The organism is Falsiroseomonas bella (genome assembly GCF_003173615.1).
GTDB lineage: Bacteria > Pseudomonadota > Alphaproteobacteria > Acetobacterales > Acetobacteraceae > Falsiroseomonas > Falsiroseomonas bella.
The window spans coordinates 742278-765719 of record NZ_QGNA01000003.1; the positions used below are offsets into that span (position 1 = coordinate 742278).

The 23442-nt window shown below is 71.5% G+C and carries 20 protein-coding genes; 9 read left to right on the top strand and 11 right to left on the bottom strand.

The features are described 5' to 3' along the window. Positions 1–4: 4 nt before the first annotated feature. From DFH01_RS16115 to DFH01_RS16160, 10 genes are all read right to left on the bottom strand, one after another. On the bottom strand, positions 5–937 hold the full coding sequence (locus DFH01_RS16115; RefSeq protein WP_442899706.1) for an ABC transporter permease: 933 nt from the start codon (positions 935–937) through the stop codon (positions 5–7). Further along, positions 934–1875: an ABC transporter permease gene (locus DFH01_RS16120; protein WP_109871456.1), complete on the bottom strand. Its 942-nt coding sequence runs from the start codon at positions 1873–1875 to the stop codon at positions 934–936. The genes DFH01_RS16115 and DFH01_RS16120 overlap by 4 nt, the downstream gene beginning before the upstream one ends. A gap of 56 nt (positions 1876–1931) precedes the next feature. After that, on the bottom strand, positions 1932–3530 hold the full coding sequence (locus DFH01_RS16125; protein WP_109871457.1) for an ABC transporter substrate-binding protein: 1599 nt from the start codon (positions 3528–3530) through the stop codon (positions 1932–1934). A gap of 175 nt (positions 3531–3705) precedes the next feature. Further along, a complete protein-coding gene (locus tag DFH01_RS16130; protein WP_408609196.1) occupies positions 3706–5289 on the bottom strand; it encodes an ABC transporter substrate-binding protein in 1584 nt (527 codons plus the stop codon). Between the two features lie 21 nt (positions 5290–5310). Then, on the bottom strand, positions 5311–6903 hold the full coding sequence (locus DFH01_RS16135) for an ABC transporter substrate-binding protein (protein WP_109871458.1): 1593 nt from the start codon (positions 6901–6903) through the stop codon (positions 5311–5313). 123 nt (positions 6904–7026) lie between these two features. Then, positions 7027–8631 carry an ABC transporter substrate-binding protein gene (locus tag DFH01_RS16140; protein ID WP_109871459.1) on the bottom strand — a complete coding sequence of 535 codons (1605 nt, stop codon included), beginning with the start codon at positions 8629–8631 and terminating at the stop codon, positions 7027–7029. Positions 8632–8788: 157 nt separating this feature from the next. Beyond that, positions 8789–10402, bottom strand: coding sequence for an ABC transporter substrate-binding protein (locus DFH01_RS16145; RefSeq protein ID WP_109871460.1), 1614 nt, complete (start codon positions 10400–10402; stop codon positions 8789–8791). 58 nt (positions 10403–10460) lie between these two features. Continuing rightward, positions 10461–11435 carry a class I SAM-dependent methyltransferase gene (locus DFH01_RS16150; RefSeq protein WP_109871461.1) on the bottom strand — a complete coding sequence of 325 codons (975 nt, stop codon included), beginning with the start codon at positions 11433–11435 and terminating at the stop codon, positions 10461–10463. A gap of 9 nt (positions 11436–11444) precedes the next feature. After that, positions 11445–12968, bottom strand: coding sequence for an aldehyde dehydrogenase family protein (locus DFH01_RS16155; RefSeq protein ID WP_109871462.1), 1524 nt, complete (start codon positions 12966–12968; stop codon positions 11445–11447). After that, the gene (locus tag DFH01_RS16160) at positions 12965–13792 is read right to left on the bottom strand and encodes an NAD(P)-dependent oxidoreductase (RefSeq protein WP_109871463.1); all 828 of its coding nucleotides are present in this window, start codon (positions 13790–13792) and stop codon (positions 12965–12967) included. Before DFH01_RS16160 ends, DFH01_RS16155 begins: the two co-directional genes overlap by 4 nt. Positions 13793–13933: 141 nt before the next feature. On the opposite strand from DFH01_RS16160, the gene DFH01_RS16165 reads away from it, so the two are divergent. The 6 genes from DFH01_RS16165 (at position 13934) to DFH01_RS16190 (ending at position 19550) form a co-directional block, all read left to right on the top strand. Continuing rightward, on the top strand, positions 13934–14395 hold the full coding sequence (locus tag DFH01_RS16165) for a GtrA family protein (protein WP_109871464.1): 462 nt from the start codon (positions 13934–13936) through the stop codon (positions 14393–14395). Beyond that, the gene (locus DFH01_RS16170; RefSeq protein WP_109871465.1) at positions 14379–15353 is read left to right on the top strand and encodes a glycosyltransferase family 2 protein; all 975 of its coding nucleotides are present in this window, start codon (positions 14379–14381) and stop codon (positions 15351–15353) included. Before DFH01_RS16165 ends, DFH01_RS16170 begins: the two co-directional genes overlap by 17 nt. A gap of 155 nt (positions 15354–15508) precedes the next feature. Beyond that, on the top strand, positions 15509–16018 hold the full coding sequence (locus DFH01_RS16175; protein ID WP_109871466.1) for a hypothetical protein: 510 nt from the start codon (positions 15509–15511) through the stop codon (positions 16016–16018). Between the two features lie 17 nt (positions 16019–16035). Further along, positions 16036–17778, top strand: a complete 1743-nt coding sequence (locus DFH01_RS16180) for a type I secretion system permease/ATPase (RefSeq protein WP_233256131.1) — start codon at positions 16036–16038, stop codon at positions 17776–17778. Beyond that, complete coding sequence (locus DFH01_RS16185) at positions 17775–19160, top strand: HlyD family type I secretion periplasmic adaptor subunit (RefSeq protein WP_109871467.1); 1386 nt, start codon at positions 17775–17777, stop codon at positions 19158–19160. The genes DFH01_RS16180 and DFH01_RS16185 overlap by 4 nt, the downstream gene beginning before the upstream one ends. Positions 19161–19241: 81 nt before the next feature. After that, the gene (locus DFH01_RS16190) at positions 19242–19550 is read left to right on the top strand and encodes a hypothetical protein (RefSeq protein WP_109871468.1); all 309 of its coding nucleotides are present in this window, start codon (positions 19242–19244) and stop codon (positions 19548–19550) included. A 43-nt stretch (positions 19551–19593) separates the two neighbouring features. Here DFH01_RS16190 and galE read toward each other — a convergent pair whose 3' ends face one another. Further along, entirely contained in the window at positions 19594–20583 is a 990-nt protein-coding gene (gene galE / locus DFH01_RS16195; protein ID WP_109871469.1) for a UDP-glucose 4-epimerase GalE, read from the bottom strand. Positions 20584–20723: 140 nt separating this feature from the next. Here galE and mepA point away from each other — a divergent pair, with 140 nt between their 5' ends. From mepA to DFH01_RS16210, 3 genes are all read left to right on the top strand, one after another. Beyond that, entirely contained in the window at positions 20724–21617 is an 894-nt protein-coding gene (gene mepA, locus DFH01_RS16200; protein ID WP_199231249.1) for a penicillin-insensitive murein endopeptidase, read from the top strand. A 134-nt stretch (positions 21618–21751) separates the two neighbouring features. After that, the gene (locus tag DFH01_RS16205) at positions 21752–22558 is read left to right on the top strand and encodes an ABC transporter ATP-binding protein (protein WP_109871470.1); all 807 of its coding nucleotides are present in this window, start codon (positions 21752–21754) and stop codon (positions 22556–22558) included. After that, positions 22551–23441 carry an ABC transporter permease gene (locus DFH01_RS16210; protein WP_233256133.1) on the top strand — a complete coding sequence of 297 codons (891 nt, stop codon included), beginning with the start codon at positions 22551–22553 and terminating at the stop codon, positions 23439–23441. The genes DFH01_RS16205 and DFH01_RS16210 overlap by 8 nt, the downstream gene beginning before the upstream one ends. The last annotated feature ends 1 nt before the right edge of the window (position 23442 follow it).

Genomic DNA, 23442 nt, shown 5'->3' on the forward strand with positions numbered 1-23442 from the left:
GTCCTTACAGCCTCTTGGCCATGCGCGGATCCAGCGCGTCGCGCAGGCCGTCGCCGAGCAGGTTCACCGCCAGCACCGTGATCGAGAGGAACACGGCCGGGAAGAACACGATGTAGGGCTTCACCTGCCAGAGCGCACGGCCCTCGGCCATGATGTTGCCCCAGGAGGGGATGATCGGCGGCGTGCCCGCGCCGATGAAGGACAGGATCGCTTCGGTGATCATCGCCGAGGCGCAGATGTAGGTGGCCTGCACCGTCAGCGGCGCCAGCGTATTCGGCAGGATGTGGCGGATGATGATCATCGGCGTACGCGTGCCGGCCGCGACCGCGGCGTCCACATAAGGCTGCTCGCGAAGGCTGAGCACCACGCCGCGCACCAGGCGCGAGACGCGCGGGATCTCCGCGATGGTGATGGCGAGGATCACGTTGCCGACCGACCCGCGCGTGAGCGCCATCAGCGCGATCGCGAGCAGGATGGAGGGGATGGACATCATCCCGTCCATGATCCGCATGATGACCGCATCCGCCACGCGGATGAAGCCCGAGACCAGCCCGATCACCAGCCCGATCAGCGATGCGCAGATCGCCACCGAGAAGCCGACGGTCAGCGACACGCGCGTGCCGTAGATCACGCGCGAATAGACGTCGCGGCCCAGCATGTCGGTGCCGAACCACCATTGCGCCGAAGGCTCGCGGGTGCGCATCGCGGGGGCGAGCGCGGTCGGATCCTTGGTCCAGAGGAAGGGCGCGAAGATTGCGACGCAGACCATCAGCAGGACCAGGAAGCCGCCGATCGCGATGGTCGGGTTGCGCCATAGGAAGCCCAGGAACCCCTTCCGCTGCTTCACGGGGGGCATGATGTCCGGCATCGGGGTCGCGGCCGCGACCTCGTGCGGAAGCGTGGCGGCGACGCCGCCCGGGGAGACGAGCGTGCTCAATACCGGATCCTCGGATCGAACAGGGTGTAGAGCAGGTCGATGGCCAGGTTGACCAGCACGTAGACGAAGCTGAACAGCAGCACCACGCCCTGGATCACCGGGTAGTCGCGGCGAAGGATCGCATCCACCGTGAGACGGCCGAGGCCGGGGATCGCGAAGACGCTCTCCGTCACCACCGCGCCGCCAATCAGCAGCGCGATGCCGATGCCGATGACGGTGACGATCGGCACGGCGGCGTTCTTCAGCGCGTGCAGGAACAGGATCGCCCGCTGGCCCACGCCCTTGGCGCGCGCGGTTCGGATGTAGTCCTGCTGCAGCACCTCCAGCATCGTGGCGCGCGTGATGCGCGCGATCAGCGCGATATAGACCGATCCCAGCGCGATGGCCGGCAGGATCAGGTTCTCGAGCCAGGGCCAGAAGCCTTCCGAGAAGGGCGTGTAGCCCTGCACCGGCAGCAGGTCCCACTCCAACGCGAAATAGTAGGCAAGCAGGTAGCCGACGACGAAGACCGGCACCGAGAAGCCCAGCACCGCGAAGGCCATCACGGCGCGATCGATCAGCGTGCCTTGCTTCCAGGCGGCGACCACGCCCATCGGCACCGCGATGCTGATCGCCAGGATCAGCGTGACGATCATCAGCGACAGCGTCGGCTCGATGCGCTGCGCGATCATCGTGCTGACCGGCAGGTTGGTGAAGATCGAGACGCCGAGATCGCCGCGCAGGATGTCCCAGACCCAGGCGCTGAAGCGCACCAGGTAGGGGCGATCGAGGCCCAGGCTCTCGCGGATGCGCTCGACATCCTGCGGCGTCGCCTGGTCGCCGGCGATCACGGCGGCCGGGTCGCCCGGCGCGATGTAGAGGAGGGAGAACACGAACAGCGCCACCACCGCCATGACGGGGATGGTCGCCAGCACGCGCCGGACGACGTAAGCGAACATCTAGATCCTGCCTGCCATGCGGCCGGCCGGGCATTGCTGCCCGGCCGGCGCGCGACTCACGACTTCGAAACGCCCCAGGCGAAGGGGATCGGGCCCTTGACGATGCCCGACACGTTGCGCCGCCACGCCTGGTAGCCCAGGAAGAAGCCGGTCGGGCAATACACCACATTCTCCACCGCGGCGCGGTTCAGGCGGCCGATCGCCGCCCGCTCCTGCTCCAGCGTGGTCGCGGCGAGCCAGTTCGGCACCTCCGCCTCCACCGCCGGGACAGTCGGCCAGCCGAACCAAGCGCCGTCGCCATTGGCGCGCACCGCGTTGTAGAGCACGGGATTGATGGCGTCCGCGCCGGCATGCCAGGTGTGGAACATGCCCCAGCCGCCCTGGCCGGGCGGGTTCTTCATCGCGCGGCGCTGGCCGACGGTGCCCCAGTCGGTCGCCACGTATTCCACGTTCATCCCGAGCCGCTTCAGCAGGTCGGCCGTCACGTCGCCCTGCGCCTTGGTGATCGGCTGGTCCTGCGCGACCAGGCAGACCACCGGCTCGCCGGCATAGCCGGATTCCCTCAGCATCTGGCGGCCGCGCTCCATGTTGGCGGCCTTCATCATCTCGCCGCCTTCCTCGGTGTACAGCGGCGTGCCCGGCGTGAAGAAGCCGCCCATGACCTTCCACAGGTTCTGGTCGGAGCCGACCAGCGCGGTCATGTAGTCCTGCTGGCTCAGCGCCGTCATGACCGCCTGGCGCACCTTCACGTTGTTGAAGGGCGCATGCAGGTGGTTCATGCGGAAGCTGCCGATGTTGCCGAGCGGATCGGCGATGTCGACCGCGATGTTCCGGTTGCGTCGCAGCACCGGCACGAGGTCGGTGATCGGGTTCTCCCACCAGTCGATCTCGCCGTTCTGCAGCGCCGCGGCCGCGGTGGCGGGATCGGGCATGATCACCCACTCCACCCGGTCCACCATCATGCGCTTGCCGCCGGCAAGCCAGCTCGCCGGCTCGTTGCGCGGCACGTACTGGTCGAAGCGCTGGAAGACCGCGCGCGCGCCCGGCACCCATTCGTTGCGCACGAAGCGCATCGGGCCGGAGCCGACGTATTCGTTGATCTGCGTGAAGCTGTCGAAGCGCGAGGCGATGCGCTCCGGCATGATGAAGCACATCGGCGTCGCGTTCTTGCCCAGCGCCATCTTCATCTTGGTGAAGGGCGCGCTCAGCACCCAGCGGAAGGTGCGGTCGTCCACCGCGCTGAGCTCGACATTGATGGCGCGCAGCAGCTGGCCCATCGGGTCGCGCGGCATCCAGCGGTTGATCGAGGCGACCACGTCGCGCGCGCGCACCGGCTCGCCGTCATGGAAGCGCAGGCCCTCGCGCAGCTTGAAGGTCCAGGTCTTGCCGTCGGCGCTGACCTCCTCGCCCTCCACCATCTGGCGCTGCGGCTCCAGCTTCTCGTCGAAGCCGTAGAGCGTGTCCCACACCAGGACGGAGGCGTTGCGGACGACGTATTGCGTGCCCCAGATCGGGTCGAAATTGGCCAGGTTGGCCTGCGGCACGAAGCGCAGCGTGCGGTTGGCCGCCTGGCTGTAGGCCGGCGCGGAAAGCCCGCCCGCAGCCGCGACGGATCCGGCGGCTACGCCGGCCTTGAGAAACGACCTGCGATCCATTCAGAGACTCTCCCACGTGCTCTTGCCCGGCTGCCGGGCAAACTGCCTCATTCCTGGGCGGGGCGCCAGCACCCCGCCACCAAGAACCGCCGTATCCGTCACGGCCACCTCGTCACTCAGCACACGGCATGCCACGAACCGTGAGGGCGGCCGCCCGCTGTCTCAGCGCCCCCTGTCAGGCCCGGCGCACGCCCCAGAACAGCGCGGGGCCGCCCTTCACCACGCCGGTGATGCTGCGGCGATACGCCATCGAGGGCAGCACCTGGCCGAGGGGGATGAAGGGCACTTCCTGCCACACGACCCGCTGCATCTCCGCCGCGATGCGCTTCTCGGCATCGAGGTCGGGTGCCTCGAACCACGCTTCGCGCAGTTCCTCGAGGCGCGGGATGGTCGGCCAGCCCGCCCAGGCCTGCGCGCCATGGCCGCGGATCGGCTGGTGGCTGCCGGGCACCGAGACGTCGAGGCCTTCCCAGGTGGTGCAGAACACGCTCCAGCCGCCCTGGTCCACCGGGCCACGGTTGTTGCGGCGCTGGATATGCGTGCCCCAGTCCATCGCCTGCAGGTCCACGTTGAAGCCGACGCGGCGCAGCAGGTCGGCCGCCACTTCCGCCAGGCTCTGCAGCACCGGCAGGTCGGTGGCCGAGAGCATCACCACGCGCTCGTTGCGGTAGCCGGATTCGCGCAGCGCGCGGCGCGCCGCCTCGACGTCGCGCGGCCCGGAGAGAACCTCGAGCCCCGCATCGTTGGCCAGCGGCGTGCCCGGCGTGAAGGCGCCGGCCGGCACGCGGAACAGCGAGGGATCGGTGCCCATCGCGGCGTTCATGAAGGCCTGCTGGTCCACGGCGGGCAGCAGCGCGCGGCGCACCGCCACATTGTCGAAGGGCGGATTGAGGAAGTTGAAGCGCAGCACGCCGAGGTTGCCCGCCGTGTTGATCAGGTCCACCACGATGTCGCGGTTGCGCCGCAGCAGCGGTAGCAGGTCCGCATGCGGCGTCTCCCACCAGTCGGCCTCGTTGTTCTGCAGCGCGGCCGAGGCGGTGGAGGGATCGGGCATCACCCGCCATTCCACGCGATCGAAATGCACCTGCTTGCCGCCGGCGAGGAAATCCGCCGCCTCCTGCCGCGGCTGGTAGCCGTCGAAGCGCTCATAGACCGCAAGATCGCCGGGGCGGAACAGGTCGCGGCGGAAGCGGAAGGGGCCGGAGCCGGTGCTGTCCGTGAGCTGCGTGAAGGGATCGGTCGCGGCGATGCGCGCCGGCATGATCGCGCACATGTTCGCCGAGGGCTTGCCGAAGGCGAAGGCGAGGCCCGGCCATGGCTTCTTCAGCCGCATCTCGAAGCGGCGGTCATCGAGCGCGCGGATCTCGTCGAGCAGCGCGTCCAGCCGCTGGCCGAGCACGTCGCGCTTCGCCCAGCGGCGGATGGAGGCGACGCAGTCCTCGGCCCGCACCGGCTCGCCGTCATGGAAGCGCAGCCCCTCGCGCAGCGTGACGGTCCAGCGCTTGCCGTCGTCGGTGATCTCATGGCCCGCGGCCATCTGCGGCCGCGGCCGGAAATCGCTGCCGAGGCCGTAGAGCGTGTCGTAGACCATCAGCCCGTGGTTGCGCACGACGACGGCCGTGGACCAGATCGGATCGAGGCTGGCCAGGTTGGCCTGCGGCACGAAGCGCAGCGTGCGCGCCTGCGCTCCCTGCGCCCCCACCACGCGCGGCGCGGCGACCAGCCCGGCCGCGGCGCCCAGGAATGCACGACGTTCGATCATCATCAGCCCCCTTCCCGCTCAGCCGCGGCGGATGCCCCAGAACAGCGCAAGGCCCGCGACACGCCCGCTGAGATCGTTGCGCAGCGCCGTGTTCGACATGTAGGCGCCGACCGGAACATACGGCAGCTCGTCCATCGCCACCTCCTGGATCTCGCGCGCGATGCGCTGCTCCGTCGCGAGGTCCGGCGCCTCGAACCAGGCGTCGCGCAGTTCCTCCAGGCGCGGCGCGGTCGGCCAGCCGAACCACGCGCCCGTGCCGTTGCCGCGCAGCGGGAAATGCGCCGCCGGATTGGCGAAGTCGAAGGAGGAGAAGGCCGTGAACAGCATGCTCCAGCCGCCCCGCTCCACCGGCTCGCGCGAGGTGCGGCGCTGCACCGTCGTGCCCCAGTCGGTCAGCACGATGTCGGCGTTGTAGCCGAGCCGCCGCACCAGGTCCGCGCCCACCTGCGTCATCGCCGAAGGCGCCAGGATGTCCGTCGGGCCGATCAGGCGCATCGGCTGGTTCGTGTAGCCGGCCGCGCGCATCAGCTCCTTCGCCCGCTCGATGCTGCGCGGGCCGGTCAGCGGCGCAAGGGCGGCATCGTTCGCCAGCGGCGTGCCGGGCGTGAAGACACCGACGCCGGTGCGGTAGTCGCGCGGATTGGTCCCGACCACCGCCGACATGAAGTCCTCCTGGCTGATGGCCGGCAGGATGGACTGGCGCATCGCCTTGCTGTCGAAGGGCGGATGCAGGTGGTTGAAGCGCAGGATGCCGATCAGCGGCAGCGGATCGATCGTCTCGACGCGGATGTTGCGGTTGCGGCCGAACAGCTGCTGGATCTCCGGCGGCGGCTGCTCGTACCAGTCGATCTCGCCGGTCTGCAGCGCGGCCGCGGCCGTCGCCGCGTCCACGATGATGTGCCACTCGACTCGGTCGAAATGCGCGACCTTCGGTCCGGCGGTGAGGCTCGGCGTGCCGCTCGAAACCGGCACATAGGCCTCGTTCTTCGTGTACACGACCATGCTGCCGGAGTTGTACTCGTCGGCCTTGAAGCGGAACGGCCCGCTGCCGATCGCCTCCCGCACCTGCTGGAAGGGATCGGTGTTCGCCAGACGCTCCGGCATGATGAAGGCCGGGCTGTTGGAGACCTGGCCGAGGCCCGCGAACAGCGCCGGGAAGGGCCGCTTCAGGCGGAAGCGCAGGCGCTTGTCGTCCACCACCTCCACCGCGTCGGTGACGCTCGCGATCTTCTGACCGAAGGGGTTGCGGCGCATCCAGCGCTGCACGCTCGGCACCACGTCCTGCGCGCGCACCGGCTCGCCGTCGTGGAAGCGCAGGCCGTCGCGCAGCGTGATGGTCACGCTGCGCCCGCCATCCTCCACCACATGCCCCGCAGCCATCTGCGGCTGAGGGCGGAACTCCGCATCCAGGCCGTACAGCGTGTCGTAGATCATGTGGCCGTGGTTGCGGGTGATGTTCGCCGTGGTCCAGATCGGGTCCAGGCTGGTGAGGTTGGCCTGCGGCACCATCCGCAGCGTGCGCGCGCGCGGCGTCTGCGCGACGGCGGCGCGCTGCAGACCGGTGGCGGCGCCCGCGGCCAGGCCGGCCTTCATCAGGTCCCTGCGCAGCATGGTCGTTCTCCCGTGGTGAATGCCCGTCCGGCGGGATCAGAACAGGGGAGCGCCGGGCGTGCAAGACGCGAAGGGCGCCGCGGTCCCCCGCGACGCCCCCTCGTTCCGGCAGGGCGACGGCCCTCAGCCGCTGCGCTGCACGTTCCAGAACAGCGGCAGGCCCTTGAGCACGCCGGTCAGGTTGCGGCGATAGGCCGTCGCCTGGAAATACTGGCCGAGCGGCAGATAGGGCACTTCCTGGAAGGCGACCTGCTGGATGTCGCGGCAGATGCGCTGCTGCGCGGCGAGGTCGGGCGCGTCGAACCAGGCCTGGCGCAGTTCCTCGATGCGCGGGATGGTTGGCCAGCCGAACCATGCCGCGTCGCCATGCCCGCGCAGGCTCTGGTGGACGCCCGGGTTGAACATGTCGAGCCCCGCCCAGAAGGTGCAGAACATGCTCCACCCGCCACGCGAAGGCGGCTCCTTGCTCGCGCGGCGCTGCACCACGGTGCCCCAGTCGGTGTTGACGAACTCGACATTCATGCCCGCCTTGGTGAGCATGTCGTTCGACACCAGCGCCAGCGCGTTCAGGCTCGGGAAGTCGGAGGCCGCCATCAGCACCACGCGCTCGCCGTTGTAGCCGGCGGCGGCAAGGTCGCGCTTCACCTTCTCCATGTCGCGCGGCGAGGTCAGCGCATCGAGACCAACATCGGAGGCGAAGGGCGTGCCGGGCGGGAAGAAGCCGACGCCCTCGCGCCACAGGCTGCGGTCCGTGCCGATCACCGCCGTCATGAAGTCCGCCTGGTTCACCGCGCCGAGCAGCGCGCGGCGCACCGCCGGCTTGTCGAAGGGCGGATGCAGGTGGTTGAAGCGCGCGATCGCCATCAGCCCCGTGGGGTCGGGGATTTCCAGCGTGACGTTGCGGTTGCGCCGCAGCACGGGCTGCAGGTCGCCGGTCGGCTGCTCCCACCAGTCCATCTCGCCGTTCTGCAGCGCGGCGGAGGCGGTGGCGGGATCGGGCGTGACATGCCACTCGACGCGGTCGAAATGCACGCGCTTCGGCCCCGCCGTCCAGGACGGCGTGCCCTCGGCGCGCGGCACGTACTCCGCGAAGCGGGTATAGACCACGCGCGCGCCCGGCACGCGCTCGTTCGCCGCGAAGCGGAAGGGGCCGGAGCCGATCAGGTCGCCGGTCAGCGGCCGGTTCGGGTCCTGGCTCGCCAGCCGTTCCGGCATGATTAAGCAGACCGGGCTCGAAGGCTTGCCGAGCGCGTCGAACATCAGCGGGAAGGCGCGCTTCAGGCGGAAGACGATGGTGCGATCGTCCGGCGCCGAGAGTTCGTCCGTCACCGACATCATCACCTGGCCGAGCGCGTCGCGCGCCGCCCAGCGACGGATCGAGGCGATGGCGTCCTTCGCCCGCACCGGCTCGCCGTCATGGAACTTCAGCCCCTCGCGCAGGCGCATCGTCACGCGCTTGCCGTCATCCTCGACGGTGTGGCCCTCCACCATCTGCGGCTGCGGCTTGTAGTCCGCGTCGAGGCCATACAGCGTGTCCCACACCATGTAGCCGTGGTTGCGGGTGACATAGGCGGTGGTGAGGATCGGGTCGGTCACCGCGAGATCCGCCTGCGGGATGAACTTCAGCACCCGCGGCGCGCCCGAGGCGCCCTGGCCGAGCGCGGGCGCGCCCAGGGCGCCGGCGCCGAGCGCGGCCCCCGCCCCGGTGAGAAGGTGGCGTCGCAGCATCGAATTGGGCCTCCCTTGCGGCCGGCGCGGGGAACCCGCGACGGGCCGGTCCATCAACCGCAAGCCGCCGCCCCGCGCAAGAGCCGCGGGGCGACGGCTGCGCTTACGCGATCACGCGCGCAGCGGCCTTTCCCTCACGCGCGTCGCCACCTTCCCCTCACGTGCGCCGTACGTTCCAGAACAGCGGCGGCTGTCCCTTCAGCATGCCCGTCAGATTCCGCCGGTAGGCCGTCGGCTGGTAGTACATGCCGGTGGGAACGTAGGGCACCTCCTCGAAGGCGATGCGCTGCATCTCGGTCGTCGCGGCCTTGGCCGCGGCCTCGTCCGGCGCGTCGAACCACGCGTTGCGCTGCTGCTCGATCGCCGGGATGGTCGGCCAGCCCGGCCAGGCGTTCTCGCCATGGCCGCGGATCGAGGCGTGGCTCGCCGGGTTCCAGTGGTCCACGCCCGACCAGAAGGTGAAGAAGCCGGACCAGCCGCCCTGGTCGAGCGGGTTGCGACTGGCGCGTCGCGCAACGACCGATCCCCAGTCGGTGCTGACCAGGTCCACGTTGAAGCCCATGCGGCGGAACAGGTCGGCGCCCACCAGCGTCGCCGCGTTGATCGAGGCGAGGTCGGTGGCGTTCAGCAGCACCAGCCGCGCCCCCATCGCACCCGCCGCCTGCAACTCCGACCGCGCCGCATCCACGCTCTTCTTCAGCCGGTCGAGCCCGACGGTGGAGGCCGAGGGGCTTTCCGGCGCGAAATAGCCGATGCCCTCGCGCCGAAGGTCCGCCCGGCCCTGCACGCCCGTCTCGCCGATCACCGCGGTCATGAAATCGATCTGGTTGATCGCGGTCAGCACGGCGCGGCGCACCGCGGGGTTGTTGAAGGGCGCGGTCAGGTGGTTGGGGCGGAAGATGCCGATCAGGCCGGAATTGTTGATGATGTCCACGGTGATGTTGCGCGCATTCGCGCCGCGCAGGAACAGCGGAAACAGATCCGCCGTCGGCTGCTCCCACCAGTCGATCTCGCCCGACTGCAGCGCGGCGGATGCGGTGGAGGCATCGGGGATGATGTGCCACTCGACGCGGTCGAAATGCGCGACCTTCGGCCCCGCCGTCATGCTCGGCGTGCCGGAGGGAACCGGCACGTAGTCCGGGTTCTTCACATACGCGAGGCGCGAGCCCGGCACCCACTCGTTCTGCACGAAGCGATAGGGGCCGCTGCCGACCGCTTCGGTGATGTTCTGGAAGGGGTCCACAGTCGCCAGCCGCTCCGGCATCACGAACAGGCAGCTCGTCGTGACCTTGGAGAAGGCCTCGATCATCTTCGGGAAGGGCCGGTTCAGCCGGATGACGAAGACGCGGTCGCTCTCCTCCGTCATGTCGGCCACGCGCGCCATCAGCTCCTGCCCGAAGGCGTCGCGTCGGCCCCAGCGGCGGATGGAGGCGATGCAGTCGCGCCCGCGCACCGGCGAGCCGTCGTGGAACTTCAGCCCCTCGCGCAGGGTGAAGCGCCAGAGCAGCCCGCCATTCTCCACCACATGGCCCTGCACCATCTGCGGCACCGGCTCGAAGCGCTCGTTCATGCCGTAGAGCTGGTCGAAGACCAGGAAGGCATGGTCGCGCGCCACGAAGGCGGTGTTGGTGAAGGGGTCGATGTTGCCCGGATTGGCGTGCGGCACGTATTTCAGCGTGCGCGCGGCCGCGGGCTGGGCGATGGCGAAGCGCGGCAGGGCCGCGGCGGCGGCAGCGCCGGCGGCACCGGCGAGCAGGTCGCGACGAAGCATTTTTTGGTCGTCTCCAGGATGAAGCCGCGCCGAGGCTAGCGGGCGGCAGGCATGTCCCTCAAGGGGAAGCGGCGGGCCGGTAGAGGACGAAGCGGTTGGACAGCTGGGTGATGCGCGCCAGGGAGTTGTCGCGGTAGCAGGCCAGCACCCGGCAGCCGGCCTCGGCGATGGCACCGAAGACCGCCGCCTGCGGCAGCGCGTGCAGCTCCTGGTCGTCGATCGCGTCCATGCCGGCCAGATACTCCGCCAGGACGAAGCGATAGCCCTCGAGGAAGACCGGCAGCTGGAATACCGCGACGCCGCCGGGACGCAGCGCGGCGAGCATCCGGCGCAGCAGGAACAGCATCACCGGCGGCGGGTTGTGCTGCAGGACGATACGCGAATAGAGCAGGTCGCAGGCGGGCAGCACGAGGCCGGCCGGGTCCTCGATCCGCGCCAGCGTCACGTTGCCCACCCCCTCCGCCGCCAGATGCGCCCGGGCCAGCTCCAGATGCGGCGCCGAGACATCGAGGCCGGTCACCCGCTCCGCGAAGCCCGCCAGGTGGCGCGTCACCCGCCCGACGCCGCAGCCGAGCTCGACGCCATGCGACCAGCCCGTGGTCCTGAACCCGTGGCCGGCAAGCTCCGCCGCCAGCATCTCCGCCTCCGCCCGTCCCGTCGCCAGGAAGGCCGGCATCGTCTCCGCGATGCGCTCCGGCTTGTAGGCGGCGTGGCTCACCACCGAGAAGTGCGGCTCGACCTCGCCCAGCCGGCTCCAGACGCGGCGCACATGCGCGAAGAGCCTGGCCAGGTCCTCCGGCGAGCATTCCGTCTCGACCGGACCGTGCTTGCGCGTCGCAGCCCAGCCGGTCGTGAAGCGCAGGATCTCCCGCGCATTGGCCTGGCAGAACTCCGGCGCGTTCAGGAAGGTGGCGCGCAGCGCGGCGAGATCGCGCGCGCCCGACGCATGCGCCGCCACCACGGCCTCGTTCTCCGGCTCGCGGCCAAGGATCAGGCGATAGGCGGCGCGCACCTCCTCCGGCGTGACGGGCATGGCGCGCGCTCAGCCAGCCGCCGGCCGATGCCCGAAGCCGAGCACCGGCGCCGCCGCCGTCTCGACCCAGACCGCCTTGGACTGCGTGTAGGCGTTCAGCGCCTCGATGCCGGAGGACCGCCCATGCCCCGAGGCGCCGAAGCCGCCGAAGGGCGCGCTGACATGGATGGTGCGGTAGCCGTTCACCCAGAAGGTGCCCGCGCGCACCGCAGCCGCCACGCGATGCGCCCGCCCGACATCCCGCGTCCAGACCGCGCCGGCGAGGCCGAATGCCGTCGCATTCGCCAGCCGGATCGCCTCCGCCTCGTCTTCGAAGGGGATCGCCGCCACCACCGGCCCGAATATTTCGTCGCGTGCCACGCGCGATCCGTTGCCGACGCCCGCCAGGATGGTTGGCGGCACCCAGAAGCCGCCGGGCGGCAGCGCCGCGTCGCGCGGCGCCGCCAGCACCTGCGCGCCCTCCGCCGTGCCGGCGGCGATCAGCGCCTCGACATGCGCGAATTGCCGAGCATTGCAGACCGGCCCGGCCTCCGTCGTCGCCTCCAGCGGGTCGCCGAGCGCAATGCGGCGCGACGCCTCGGCCAGCTGCGCGACGAAGCGGTCATGGACGCTGCGTTGCACCAGCAGGCGCGAGCCCGCGACGCAGCTCTGCCCCGACCCGGCGAAGATCGCCTGCTGCGCCCCCTGCACGGCCAGCGGCAGGTCGGCGTCGTCGAAGACGATGTTGGCGCTCTTGCCGCCGAGCTCCAGCACGCAGGGGATGGTGCGGGCGGCGCAGGCGGCGGCGATCGTGGCACCGGTCGCGGGCCCGCCGACGAAGGTGACCATCGCGACCTGCTCGGCCTGCAGCAGCGCCGCGCCCGAGGTCGCGCCGAGCCCGGCGACCACCTGCACCAGCCCTTCCGGCAGCCCGGCCTCCAGCGCCAGGCGCGCGAAGGCGAGCGAGGTCAGCGGCGTGTATTCCGAAGGCTTCAGCACCACCGCATTGCCGGCGGCGAGCGCGGGCAGGACATTCCAGCCGCAGGTGAAGAGCGGCGCGTTCCAGGGCGTGATCGCCAGCACCACGCCGCAGGGCTCCCGCCGCACATAGACGAGATGGCCGGAGGGCACGGGTATGGTTCGTCCCTCGATCTTGTCGCACCAGCCGGCCCAGTATTCGGCCATCTCCGCAACCCGGAAAACCTCGCCGCGGCAGTCGCGGATCGGCTTGCCGGTGTTGGCGCATTCGAGCCGCGCCAGCGCCTCCGCCTCCCGCCGGATCAGCGCGCCGAGCGCCCAGAGCCGGCGCCCGCGCTCCGCCGCCGGCAGGCCGATCCAGGCCTGCTGCGCGCGGGCCGCGCCCGCCGCGGCCGCCCGCGCCACCGCCGGCCCGGCATCGGCATAGGCCAGCAGGTCCGAGCCCGTCGCGGGATCGAGGAGCTCGATCGGCGTCCCCTCGCCCTCCCGCGTCGCGCCATCCACCAGGCTGCCGACGCGCCCGCCGAGCAGCGTCTCCACCCCCTCCCGCGCGACCGTCGCGGCGGCGAAGCTCATGCCCGTTCCTCCTGCATCAACAGCGCGGCGATGCGGTTGAAGTCGGCATCGTCCGGCAGCGCCGGCGTCTCCCAGGCCGCCACCGCGGCGCCGCAGGCCGAAGGCTCGGCGCCCACCGCGCGCGCCAGCTCCAGCGCCAGCCGCGCATCCTTGCGCATCAAGCCCGCCGTGAAGCCCGAATCGAAGCTGCCGGAGAGCACCCAGCGCGGCAGGTTCACCTCCGTCGCGGCGGAGCGGCCCGAGGCGGCGTTCACCACCGCCAGCAGCGCCTCGGCCGGCACTCCGGCGGCGGTTCCGATGCGCAGCGCCTCCCCGGCGACGACCAGATGCGTCGCGACCAGCAGGTTGTTCACCAGCTTCGCCACCTGCCCCGCGCCCGAATCGCCGACATGCAGGATGCGGGCGGCAATCCGCTCCAGCCCCGGCCGCGCGCGCTCCAGCGCCGCCGCGTCCCCGCCCAGCATCACGGTCAGCGTCCCCGCCGCCGCACCCGCCGGCCCGCCAGAGACCGGGGCGTCCAGATAGGCATGCCCGGCCGCCGCCACCCGCGCGGCGAAATCGCGCGCCTCGAGCGGCGAGATGGTGGAGGTGTCCGCGATCACGGCGCCCGCGGGCAGGGCGGGCAGCAGCCCGGCCAGCGCGGCGCCCACCGCCTTGCCGTCCGGCAGGGAGAGCAGCACCAGCGGCGCCGCGACCTCCTCAAGACGCGCCACGCCGCCATGACCGGGGGCGATGTCGTAGGCGACGACCTCCGCCCCCGTCTCCGCCAGGCGCTGGCGCATCGCGCCGCCCATCCTGCCGAGGCCCACCAGACCGATCCGCATCCGCACCGTCCCGCCTGTCGTCGCGGCAAGGTTGCAGCCCGGCCGGGACGCGTCCAGCCGCAGCCCCCCGCCTTGGTTCGGACACCGGTCCGTGCTTTGAGCCCCCGCATGACCCGCCTTGCCGCGCCGCAGAGGAGACCCATGCAGGGCGATTCGCTGCTGCGTCGACTGCTGGATCGGCTCGGCCCGGCACGCAGCCGGACTCTCGGGCAATTCCTGCGCTTCGGCGTGGTCGGCACGATCGGCTTCGTGGTGGACACCGCCGTGCTCTATGCCGGGCTGGCGGTCGGGCTCGGGCTCTATGGCGGGCGCGTCGTCTCCTACCTGGCGGCGGCGACGACGACCTGGGCGCTCAACCGGGCCTGGACCTTCCGCGGCCAGGGCAGCGGCCCGGCGATGCGCCAATGGGCGGTCTTCGTCGTGGTCAACCTGGTCGGCTTCGCCTTCAACTACGGGACCTATGCGGCGCTGGTCGCTGGGGTGCCCTTCGTGGCGCAGCATCCGGTGATTGGCGTCGCGGCCGGTGCGCTGGCCGGGATGGTGGGCAATTTCGTGCTCTCGCGCCGCTTCGTCTTCGGGGGATCCCATGCCGGCGGATCGTGACGCCTGGGCCGCCAGCCCTGCCCCCCGCATCGCCGTGCTGGTGCCCTGCTACAACGAGGAAGTGGCGATCCCGCGCGTCGTCGCCGCCTTCCAGGCGGCCCTGCCGGCGGCGACCATCTACGTCTACGACAACAACAGCCGCGACCGGACGGCCGAGGTCGCCGCCGCGGCCGGCGCCGTGGTCCGGCGCGAGACGCAGCAGGGCAAGGGCCATGTCATCCGGCGCATGTTCGCCGATGTCGAGGCCGACGTGTACGTGCTGGTGGATGGCGACGACACCTATGACGCCGCGGACGCGCCGGAGATGGTGCGCATGCTGCTGGCCGAGCAGCTCGACATGGTGACCGGCGTGCGCGTCACCGACGCGACAGCCGCCTACCGCCCCGGCCATCGGCTGGGCAACCGCGTGCTGACCGGGGTGGTGCGGCTGGTCTTCGGGGACCGGATCACGGACATGCTCTCCGGCTACCGGGTCTTCTCCCGCCGCTTCGCCAAATCCTTCCCCGCGCTGGCCTCCGGCTTCGAGACCGAGACGGAATTCACCGTCCATGCGCTGGAGTTGCGCATGCCGGTCGGCGAGCTGCGCACCCGCTACCGGGAACGGCCGCCGGGCAGCCAGTCCAAGCTGAACACCTGGCGCGACGGCTTCCGCATCCTGCGCACCATCGGGCTGCTGGTCCGGCGGGAACGGCCCCTGCCCTTTTTCACGGCCGTCTCGGCGGCCGTCGCCGCACTGTCGCTGGGCCTGTCCGTGCCGGTGCTGCAGACCTTCTTCGAAACCGGCCTGGTGCCCCGCCTGCCCACCGCGGTGCTCTCGATGGGCCTGATGCTGCTCGCCTTCCTGCTGCTGGCCTGCGGCCTGATCCTGGACACCGTGACGCGCGGCCGGCTGGAGGCGCGGCGCATCGCCTATCTCGCCATCCCCGCGCCGCAGGGCGAAACCGTCCGCACAAAGTAACGATCCGTCAGCGCAGCCCCGGCAGGGCTACGACTCCGCGTTTTGTGCCCCCGGCCGGACGTGCTAGCCTGCCACCTGGATGCCCGGTTTCGCCGGACGGGCAAGATCCCCTCACGATCTATTCATCCGGCACGGTAAAAGAGCGCCAGGTCCTCATGACGGCATCGGCTACTGAAACGAGCGGCGACACGGAAGCCGAGCGCCCGGCGCCCGGTCCTGCGCCGGGGCGCATCAACCGCCTGGCCGGGGCGACCGGGCCTGTCGGCGTCCCGGGCCCCGATCCCGCCTCGGGCCTGCCCTCGCTGCGTGACTTCCTCGGCGCCGAGGAAAGCCGGCTGCGCGACCTCCTGGCCTTCGGCATGGCGGTGCAGGCGGGCAAGCCGCCCGGCCCCGACGGCGTGGAAAGCCTGCGCCGCAAGGCGGAAGCCGACCTGCACGCCTATGCGTTCCGGTTGCTGCACAACCAGGTGGAGGAGATCCGCCGCCAGGCGGTCGCCGAGCAGCTCGACCGGTTTCCCCGCCCGCTCGGTTTCCCCGGCGCGGTGCTGGCCAACCTCGCCGCCCTCGCCCTCGGCGCGGCGCTCGTCGCCGTGACGCTCGCGCTCGACCCGACCATCCCGTCGCGGCTGGCGGAGCTGCTTGCCCGCCTGTCCGGAGGGGCCTGATCCCGATGCTGCGCCCGATGCCGCTCAACATGCCGATCCCCGAGCGGCCGGGGGAGACGGTGCTGTCCAAGGCCGTCAGCGCCTGCCGCCGCCAGATCGCCGCCGTCGCCCTGTTCAGCGGCGTGGTGAACATGCTGCAGCTCACCGTCTCGCTCTACATGATGCAGGTGTTCGACCGGGTGCTCTCCACCCGCAGCATGGACACGCTCTACTACCTGACCGCCATCGCGATGTTCGCCCTGCTGGTCATGGCGGTGCTGGACGGCCTGCGCGGGCAGGTGATGCAGCGCATCGCCGGCTGGGTCGAGGGCAAGGCCGCGCCCGAGGCCTTCCTCCGCGCCATCGAAAGCCAGCTCCGCAACCGCCCCTACCGGATGGAGGCGCTGCGCGACCTGGCCGTCTGCCGCAGCTGGCTCGGCTCCCCCGCCGCGCTGACGCTGTTCGACGTGCCCTGGGTGCCGATCTTCCTCGCGGTGATCTTCCTGCTGCATCCCGCGCTCGGCGCCATCGCGCTGGTCGGCGCGGTGCTGCTGTTCATGCTGACCCTGGCGAATGAATGGGCCACCGGCGCGCTGCTGCGGAAGGCCTCGACCGGCGCCATGGCCAGCCAGCGCCGGGCCGAGAGCATGGTCCGCAACGCCGAGGTCATCGACAGCATGGGCATGGGCCCGGCCGTCATGCAGCGCTGGCGCGAGGGCCTCGCGAATTCACTGCCGCCGCAGGAACGCGCCGCGGACCGCGCAGCCTTCCTGCTCTCCATCACGCGCTTCTTCCGCCTCGCGGTGCAGGTCGCGGTGCTGGGCTATGGCGCCTATCTCGTGCTCGGGCAGCAGCTGACCGCCGGCGCCTCGATCGCCGCCTCGATCATCATGGGCCGCGCGCTGGCGCCGGTGGAGCAGATGATCGGCGGCTGGAAGCAGCTGGTGCAGGCGCGCCAGGCCTATCGCCGCCTGCTCGGCTTCCTCGCCCTGCCGCGGATGCGCCCGCCGGGGATGGCCCTGCCGCCGCCGACCGGGCGCGTCTCGGCCGAGCGCGTGACCTTCGGCTTCCCGGGCCAGCCGGTGGCGATCATCAAGGGCGTGTCCTTCAACCTCGCGGCCGGCGAATCGCTTGCGGTGATCGGTCCCTCCGCCGCGGGCAAGACGACGCTTATCCGCCTGCTGATCGGCACGCTGCAGCCCTCCGCCGGCACGGTCCGGCTGGATGGCGCCGACGTCTTCACCTGGATGCGCGAGGATTTCGGCAAGTATGTCGGCTACCTGCCGCAGGACGTCGAGCTGTTCGACGGCACGGTGCTGCGCAACATCGCCCGCATGGCCGATGCCGACCCCGAGCTGGTGTTCGAGGCGGCGAAGCTCGCCGGCTGCCACGAGATGATCCTGCGCCTGCCGCAGGGCTACGACACCGAGATCGGCGATGGCGGCCAGCACCTCTCGGGCGGCCAGCGGCAGCTGATCGGCCTGGCCCGCGCGCTGTTCGGCAGCCCGAAGATGGTGGTGCTGGACGAGCCGAACTCGAACCTCGACGGCGACGCGGAGCAGGCGCTGATCCGCGGCATCGAGGAACTGAAGCGCCGCGGCACCACGGTGATCCTCGTCTCGCATCGCCCGACCCTGGTGCAGGGCGTGGACAAGGTCCTCCTGATGCGTGACGGCGCGGTGGAAGCCTTCGGCCCGCGCGCCGAGGTGCTGAAGCGCCTGGTGCAGCAGCAGAGCCGGCCCGCCGAGGTTCCGGCCCGCGTCGAAGGTGGCGCCCGATGAACCAGATCACGCTCCCCGAGAAGGCCGCCGTGGCGCAGGCCTCCGGCGGCGTCCCGGCGCTGTGGCAGCCGCCGACCGAGCCGCTGATCCTCGACGCGCCGCGCCCGCGCACCCGCGTGCCGATGCTGCTCGGCTACGCCATCGTGCTGATCTTCCTCGTCGGCCTGGGCAGCTGGGCGGCCTTCACCCCGCTGGCAGAGGCCGCGATCGCGCCCGGCGTGCTGAAGGTGGAGGGCACCCGCCGCACCATCCAGCATTTCGAGGGCGGCATCGTCCGCGAGATCCTGGTGCGCGACGGCGACGAGGTGCGGCGCGGCCAGGTGCTGATGCGCCTCGACCAGCCCCAGGCCTCGCAGCAGACCGAGACGCTGCGCAGCCAGCGCTGGGCGCTGCTGGCGCAGGATGCGCGCCTCGTCGCCGAGCAGAACGACGCCGCCGCGATCATCTTCCCGCCCGACCTGATCGGCGCCGAGGCGTCCCGCGCGCAGGATGCGGTCAACGGCCAGCGGGCGCTGTTCGAGGCGCGCCGCGTGGCGCTGGAAAGCCAGCTCAACGTGCTGAACGCGCGCGTCGAGCAGTTCCAGGCGCAGATCCGCTCCGGCGAGGCGCAGCGCGACGCGCAGGAGCGCATGCTGGTGCTGCTGCGCGCCGAGGAAGCCAACACCGCCCGGCTGCTGAGCCAGGGCCTCGCCCGCCTGCCGCAGCTTCTGGCCATCCAGCGCCAGGTCGCCTCGACCGAGGGCAACATCGCCGACCTGCGCAGCCAGGCCGAGCGCAGCAACGCGCAGATCGCCGAGGCCGAACGCGAGATGCGCCGCCTGCGCGACCAGCGCGCCCAGGAAGTCTCCGCCGAGCTGCGCGAGGTGCGCGTGAAGCTCGCCGAGGCCGAGGAACGCCTGCGCGCGGCCGAGGACGTGTCCACCCGGCTCGACATCACCGCGCCGGAATCCGGCACGGTGCTCAACCTGCGGGTCTTCACCATCGGCGCCGTGGTGCGGCCGGGCGACCCGGTGATGGACCTCGTCCCGCGCGAGGACCGGATCATCGCCGAGGTGAATGTCCAGCCGAACGACATCGAGGTGATCCATCCCGGCCTGCTCGCCGAGGTGCGGCTGCCCGCCTTCAAGCAGCGCCTCGTGCCCTATCTGCACGGCCACGTGACCTTCGTGGCCTCGGACGTCACGCAGGACGACCGGCGGGGCATCGCCTATTACCGCGTCAACATCGAGATCGACCAGGCGCAGCTGCAGGCGCTGGAAGGCGTGCAGCTGCGTCCGGGCATGATGGTGGAGGCGATGATCCAGACCGGCGAGCGGTCCTTCGGGCGCTACCTGCTGCAGCCGGTCTTCGACAGCTTCCACCGCGCCTTCCGCGAGCAATAGCCGCCGCGCCGAGATGCGCGTGCCGCCGGCAGGGCGGCGCGCGCCTTCACCCACCCCCAACGACCGACAGGACACCGGACCATGGCTGCCAGCCCCATCATCTTCGGCGACGGCGTGCTCGACGTGCACATCGCCAACGGCGTCGCCCGCCTGACCCTCGGCGCCGCCACGGCGCAGAAGGACGCGAAGCCGGAGCCCTCCGGCACGCTGGTGGTGCCGGTGGTTCAGCTGCCCGCGCTGGCGCGCGTGCTGGTCGAGGTGACCAAGCAGGTCGAGCAGCGCGCCAAGGAGGCGATGGCCCAGGCCCAGGCCAAGGCCACCGCCGGCGAGGCTCCGGCCGCCGCGACCGATGGCGACCAGGTGAGCGGCGCCTTCCGCTTCAACGGCTGATCACGGCGCTCTCCCCCGCTTGCGGGGGAGGGCCGCCCCGGCATCAGCGGCCCGCATACCCCCGCGGATGCGCCGCGTGCCACGCCCAGGCGGTCCGCACGATGTCCTCGAGCGCCGGGAAGCGCGGCATCCAGCCGGTCTCCTCGCGCAGCCGCCGCGAGGAGGCGACCAGCGCGGCCGGATCGCCCGCGCGGCGCGGCCCGTAGCCATGCGGCACCGGCCGGCCGCCGACGCGCGCGACCGTGTCCAGCACCTGCTTCACCGAATAGCCCGTGCCGTTGCCGAGGTTGTAGCGGACCGAGCGCTCCTCCAGTACCGGCAGCGCGCGCAGATGCGCCTCCGCCAGGTCCGTCACATGCACATAGTCGCGGATGCAGGTGCCGTCGGGCGTGTCGTAGTCGTCGCCGAAGACGGTGAGCGGCGGCCGCAGGCCGAGCGCGGCGCCGATCGCCAGCGGGATCAGATGCGTCTCGGGGTCGTGGTCCTCCCCCGCGCGGCCATCCGGGTCGGCGCCCGCGGCGTTGAAGTAGCGCAGCGCGGCGAAGCGCATGCCGTGCACCTTCTCGGCCCAGGCCAGCGCCCGCTCGCAGAGCAGCTTGCTCTCGCCATAGGCCGAGGCGGGCTCCAGCCGCTGCTCCTCGTCGATCGGGATGCGGTCCGGGAAGCCGAACAGGGCGGCGGTGGAGGAGAGCACGAATTTCCGGCACCCGGCCTTCGCCGCGGCGCCGGCCACGGCGGTCACGCCGGCCACGTTCTCCCCGATGTAGCGCATCGGGTCGCGCATGCTGTCGCCCACCAGCGACAGCGCGGCGAAGTGCAGCACGGCCTCGAAGGGGCCGCGGGCGAAGGCGGCCTCGACGGCGCGCGGATCGTCGCAGCGCCCCTGCACCAGCGTCGCCCCGGCCGGGACGGCGGCGCGATGGCCCTTGGAGAGATCGTCGAGCACGACGACCTCGTCGCCGCGGTCGAGCAGCGCCAGCACCGTGTGGCTGCCCACATAGCCGGCCCCGCCGGTCACCAGGAAACGCGCCAAATGCACCACTCCGAACGAGGCCACGCCGCGGCGGCATAGCACGCCACCACTATGGCCGCCGCAAGGCGGGACGCGCCGGCTTCAAGGCGGGCGCCATCCGGGACTATCACTGGGTGGTGAGGCGGGTCGGAGAGGGCGGCATGCGCGGGACGGCGTGCGGAACGGACAGGCTGCTTCGCGCGCTCGGGCTCGCCATGCTGCTTCTCCTGCCCGCATCGCGCGCGGGCGCAGCGGAAGGCCCGGTCGCGCGCGCCGCGGACTGGGCGGCGCCGGCACGCCCGGCCGCCGGGCCGCCCCGGGCCATCGGCGGCACCTCGCTCGGCTGCCTCGCCGGGGGTGTCGCGCTGCCGCATGACGGGCCGGGCTGGCAGGCGATCCGCGTCTCGCGCAACCGGCACTGGGGGCATCCGGCGGCGATCGCCCTGGTGGAGCATGTCGCGGGCCGGGCGCAGGCGGCGGGGCTGCCCGACCTCTGGATCGGCGACATCGCGCAGCCGCGCGGCGGGCCGCTGCCCTGGGGCCATGCCAGCCACCAGACCGGCCTCGACGTGGACATCTGGCTCGACCTGCGGCCGAAGCCCCTGGTGCCGGCCGGCCGGCGGGAGGAGCTCTCGATCCCCTCCCTGGTGCTGCCGGACGGCATGGCGGTGGACCCGGCGCGCTGGACCGCGCGGCACGCCCAGCTGATCCGCATCGCGGCCGAGGCGCCCGGCGTGGACCGGCTGCTGGTGAACCCGGCGATCAAGCGGCGCCTCTGCGCCGACCATGGCGGCGCCGCCTGGCTGCGCCGGGTGCGGCCCTGGCGGGGGCATGACAGCCACATGCATGTGCGCCTGCGCTGCCCGCCGGACAGCCCGCTCTGCCGCGACATCGCCCCGCCGCCGCCGGGCGATGGCTGCGACTCGACGCTCGACTGGTGGTTCACCGAGGAGGCAGGGCGCCCCCCTGCGCGCCCCGCCCGGCCCGGCCCGCCGCCCCGCCTGCCCGCCGCCTGCACCGGCGTGCTGGCCGCGCCGGATGCGCCCGGAAGATAGGCATTTTGCCTGCAGCCTCGGCACGGCCATGCCTCCTGCGGCGCTGCAAAAAGGGGTTCGCCCGTGGCGTGCGTCTTGCGTAGGGATGGCCCCGTGACGCACATCTCCGCGCACCAAGCCGGGCAGGGGGCAGAATGGAACGGCCTTTCGTCGAGATCACCGGCGTTGCCATGCGCTACGGCGGCGTCGAAGGCACCCTCGCCCTGCAGGGCACCACGATGGACGTCCGCAAGGGCGAGTTCATCGCCGTGGTCGGGCCTTCGGGCTGCGGCAAGTCCACGCTGATGCGCCTGGTGACGGGCCTCTGGCCGGCCACCGCGGGCAATGTGGTGGTCGCCGGGCAGGAGGTGACGGGGCCGCTCTCCATCGCCGGGATGGCCTTCCAGAACCCCACCCTGCTGCCCTGGCGGAACATCCTGGACAACGTGATGCTGCCGCTCGAGGTGGTGGAGCCGCATCGCCGCCGGCTGCGCGCCGAGCGCGCGACCTATGAGGCCCGCGCCCGGGACCTGCTGGCCCTGGTCGGCCTCGGCGGCTTCGAGCAGAAATTCCCCTGGCAGCTCTCGGGCGGCATGCAGCAGCGCGCGAGCCTCTGCCGCGCGCTGATCCACGAGCCCGCCCTGCTGATGCTGGACGAGCCCTTCGCCGCGCTCGACATCTTCACGCGCGAGGATCTCTGGGCGGTGCTGCAGGATGTGTGGATGGCGCGGCGCCCGACCGTGATCCTCGTCACCCACGACCTGCGCGAGGCCGCCTACCTCGCCGACCGCGTGCTGGTGATGTCCTCCCGCCCCGGGCGCATCATCGCGGAGCGCATCGTGGATTTCCCGCGCCCCCGCACGCTGGAGACCACCTACAAGCCGGAATTCGTCTCCCTCGTGCACGACCTGCGCGAGTACATCAGCGCCGCCCGCAAGGGCGAGGAGGTGGTGAATGCCTGACGACATGACCGCCCGCCAGGCGACGCTGCCCGCCGACAACGGCATGTCGCCGGAGGCGCTGCGCCGGCTTGAATCCATGGCCGCCGCCGCGCGGCGCCGCCGCAGGCTGCAGGCCGCCCTGCCCTGGATGGTGATCGTCGGCATGTTCGTGGTGTGGGAGATCGCGGTCCGCGCCTTCGACGTCCCGCAATTCGTCCTGCCCGCGCCGAGCGACATCGCCGCCAGCATGGTGAAGTGGTGGGTGCCGCTGCTCGACAATTCCTGGCAGACGCTGATGACGACGCTGATCGGCTTCGGCTTCGCCATCGTCTTCGGCCTGCTGCTCGGCGTCGCGATCGGCAGCTCGACCCTGCTCTATCACGGGCTCTATCCGCTGCTGATCGGCTTCAACTCCATCCCGAAGGTCGCGGTGGTGCCGATCCTGGTGATCTGGTTCGGCATCGGCACGGTGCCGGCGGTGATCACCGCCTTCCTGATCAGCTTCTTCCCCATCATGGTGAACGTCGCGACCGGCATCGCCACGGTGGAGCCGGAGCTGCGCGACGTGCTGCGCGCGCTGGGCGCCCGGCATTCCGACATCATCCGCAAGGTCGGCCTGCCGCGGGCGATGCCCTATTTCTTCGCCTCGCTGAAGATCTCGATCACGGTCGCCTTCGTCGGCTCCATCATCGCGGAGACGGTGGCGGCGAACAAAGGAATCGGCCACCTGATGATCCTGGCGAGCTCGCGCTTCGACGTGCCGCTGGTCTTCGCGGGGCTGATGATGACCGCGATCATGGGCGTCGCGATGTATGTCGCCGCCGTCGCGATCGAGAACCGCACGACCGGCTGGGCCATGCGCGGCCAGAACGACCAGCAGCAGGTGAAGTTCGGCGGGGCCTGAT

What these genes read in the sequence shown, in the direction of transcription:
- DFH01_RS16210 (WP_233256133.1), top strand. Translation starts at nt 22,551, where the DNA reads ATGCCTGACGACATGACCGCCCGCCAGGCGACGCTGCCCGCCGACAAC.
- DFH01_RS16205 (WP_109871470.1), top strand. Translation starts at nt 21,752, where the DNA reads ATGGAACGGCCTTTCGTCGAGATCACCGGCGTTGCCATGCGCTACGGC.
- DFH01_RS16185 (WP_109871467.1), top strand. Translation starts at nt 17,775, where the DNA reads ATGAACCAGATCACGCTCCCCGAGAAGGCCGCCGTGGCGCAGGCCTCC.
- DFH01_RS16125 (WP_109871457.1), bottom strand. Translation starts at nt 3,530, where the DNA reads ATGGATCGCAGGTCGTTTCTCAAGGCCGGCGTAGCCGCCGGATCCGTC.
- DFH01_RS16145 (WP_109871460.1), bottom strand. Translation starts at nt 10,402, where the DNA reads ATGCTTCGTCGCGACCTGCTCGCCGGTGCCGCCGGCGCTGCCGCCGCC.
- DFH01_RS16150 (WP_109871461.1), bottom strand. Translation starts at nt 11,435, where the DNA reads ATGCCCGTCACGCCGGAGGAGGTGCGCGCCGCCTATCGCCTGATCCTT.
- DFH01_RS16190 (WP_109871468.1), top strand. Translation starts at nt 19,242, where the DNA reads ATGGCTGCCAGCCCCATCATCTTCGGCGACGGCGTGCTCGACGTGCAC.
- DFH01_RS16135 (WP_109871458.1), bottom strand. Translation starts at nt 6,903, where the DNA reads ATGCTGCGCAGGGACCTGATGAAGGCCGGCCTGGCCGCGGGCGCCGCC.
- DFH01_RS16170 (WP_109871465.1), top strand. Translation starts at nt 14,379, where the DNA reads ATGCCGGCGGATCGTGACGCCTGGGCCGCCAGCCCTGCCCCCCGCATC.
- DFH01_RS16120 (WP_109871456.1), bottom strand. Translation starts at nt 1,875, where the DNA reads ATGTTCGCTTACGTCGTCCGGCGCGTGCTGGCGACCATCCCCGTCATG.
- DFH01_RS16155 (WP_109871462.1), bottom strand. Translation starts at nt 12,968, where the DNA reads ATGAGCTTCGCCGCCGCGACGGTCGCGCGGGAGGGGGTGGAGACGCTG.
- DFH01_RS16165 (WP_109871464.1), top strand. Translation starts at nt 13,934, where the DNA reads ATGCAGGGCGATTCGCTGCTGCGTCGACTGCTGGATCGGCTCGGCCCG.
- DFH01_RS16160 (WP_109871463.1), bottom strand. Translation starts at nt 13,792, where the DNA reads ATGCGGATCGGTCTGGTGGGCCTCGGCAGGATGGGCGGCGCGATGCGC.
- DFH01_RS16175 (WP_109871466.1), top strand. Translation starts at nt 15,509, where the DNA reads ATGACGGCATCGGCTACTGAAACGAGCGGCGACACGGAAGCCGAGCGC.
- mepA (WP_199231249.1), top strand. Translation starts at nt 20,724, where the DNA reads ATGCGCGGGACGGCGTGCGGAACGGACAGGCTGCTTCGCGCGCTCGGG.
- DFH01_RS16140 (WP_109871459.1), bottom strand. Translation starts at nt 8,631, where the DNA reads ATGCTGCGACGCCACCTTCTCACCGGGGCGGGGGCCGCGCTCGGCGCC.
- DFH01_RS16180 (WP_233256131.1), top strand. Translation starts at nt 16,036, where the DNA reads ATGCCGCTCAACATGCCGATCCCCGAGCGGCCGGGGGAGACGGTGCTG.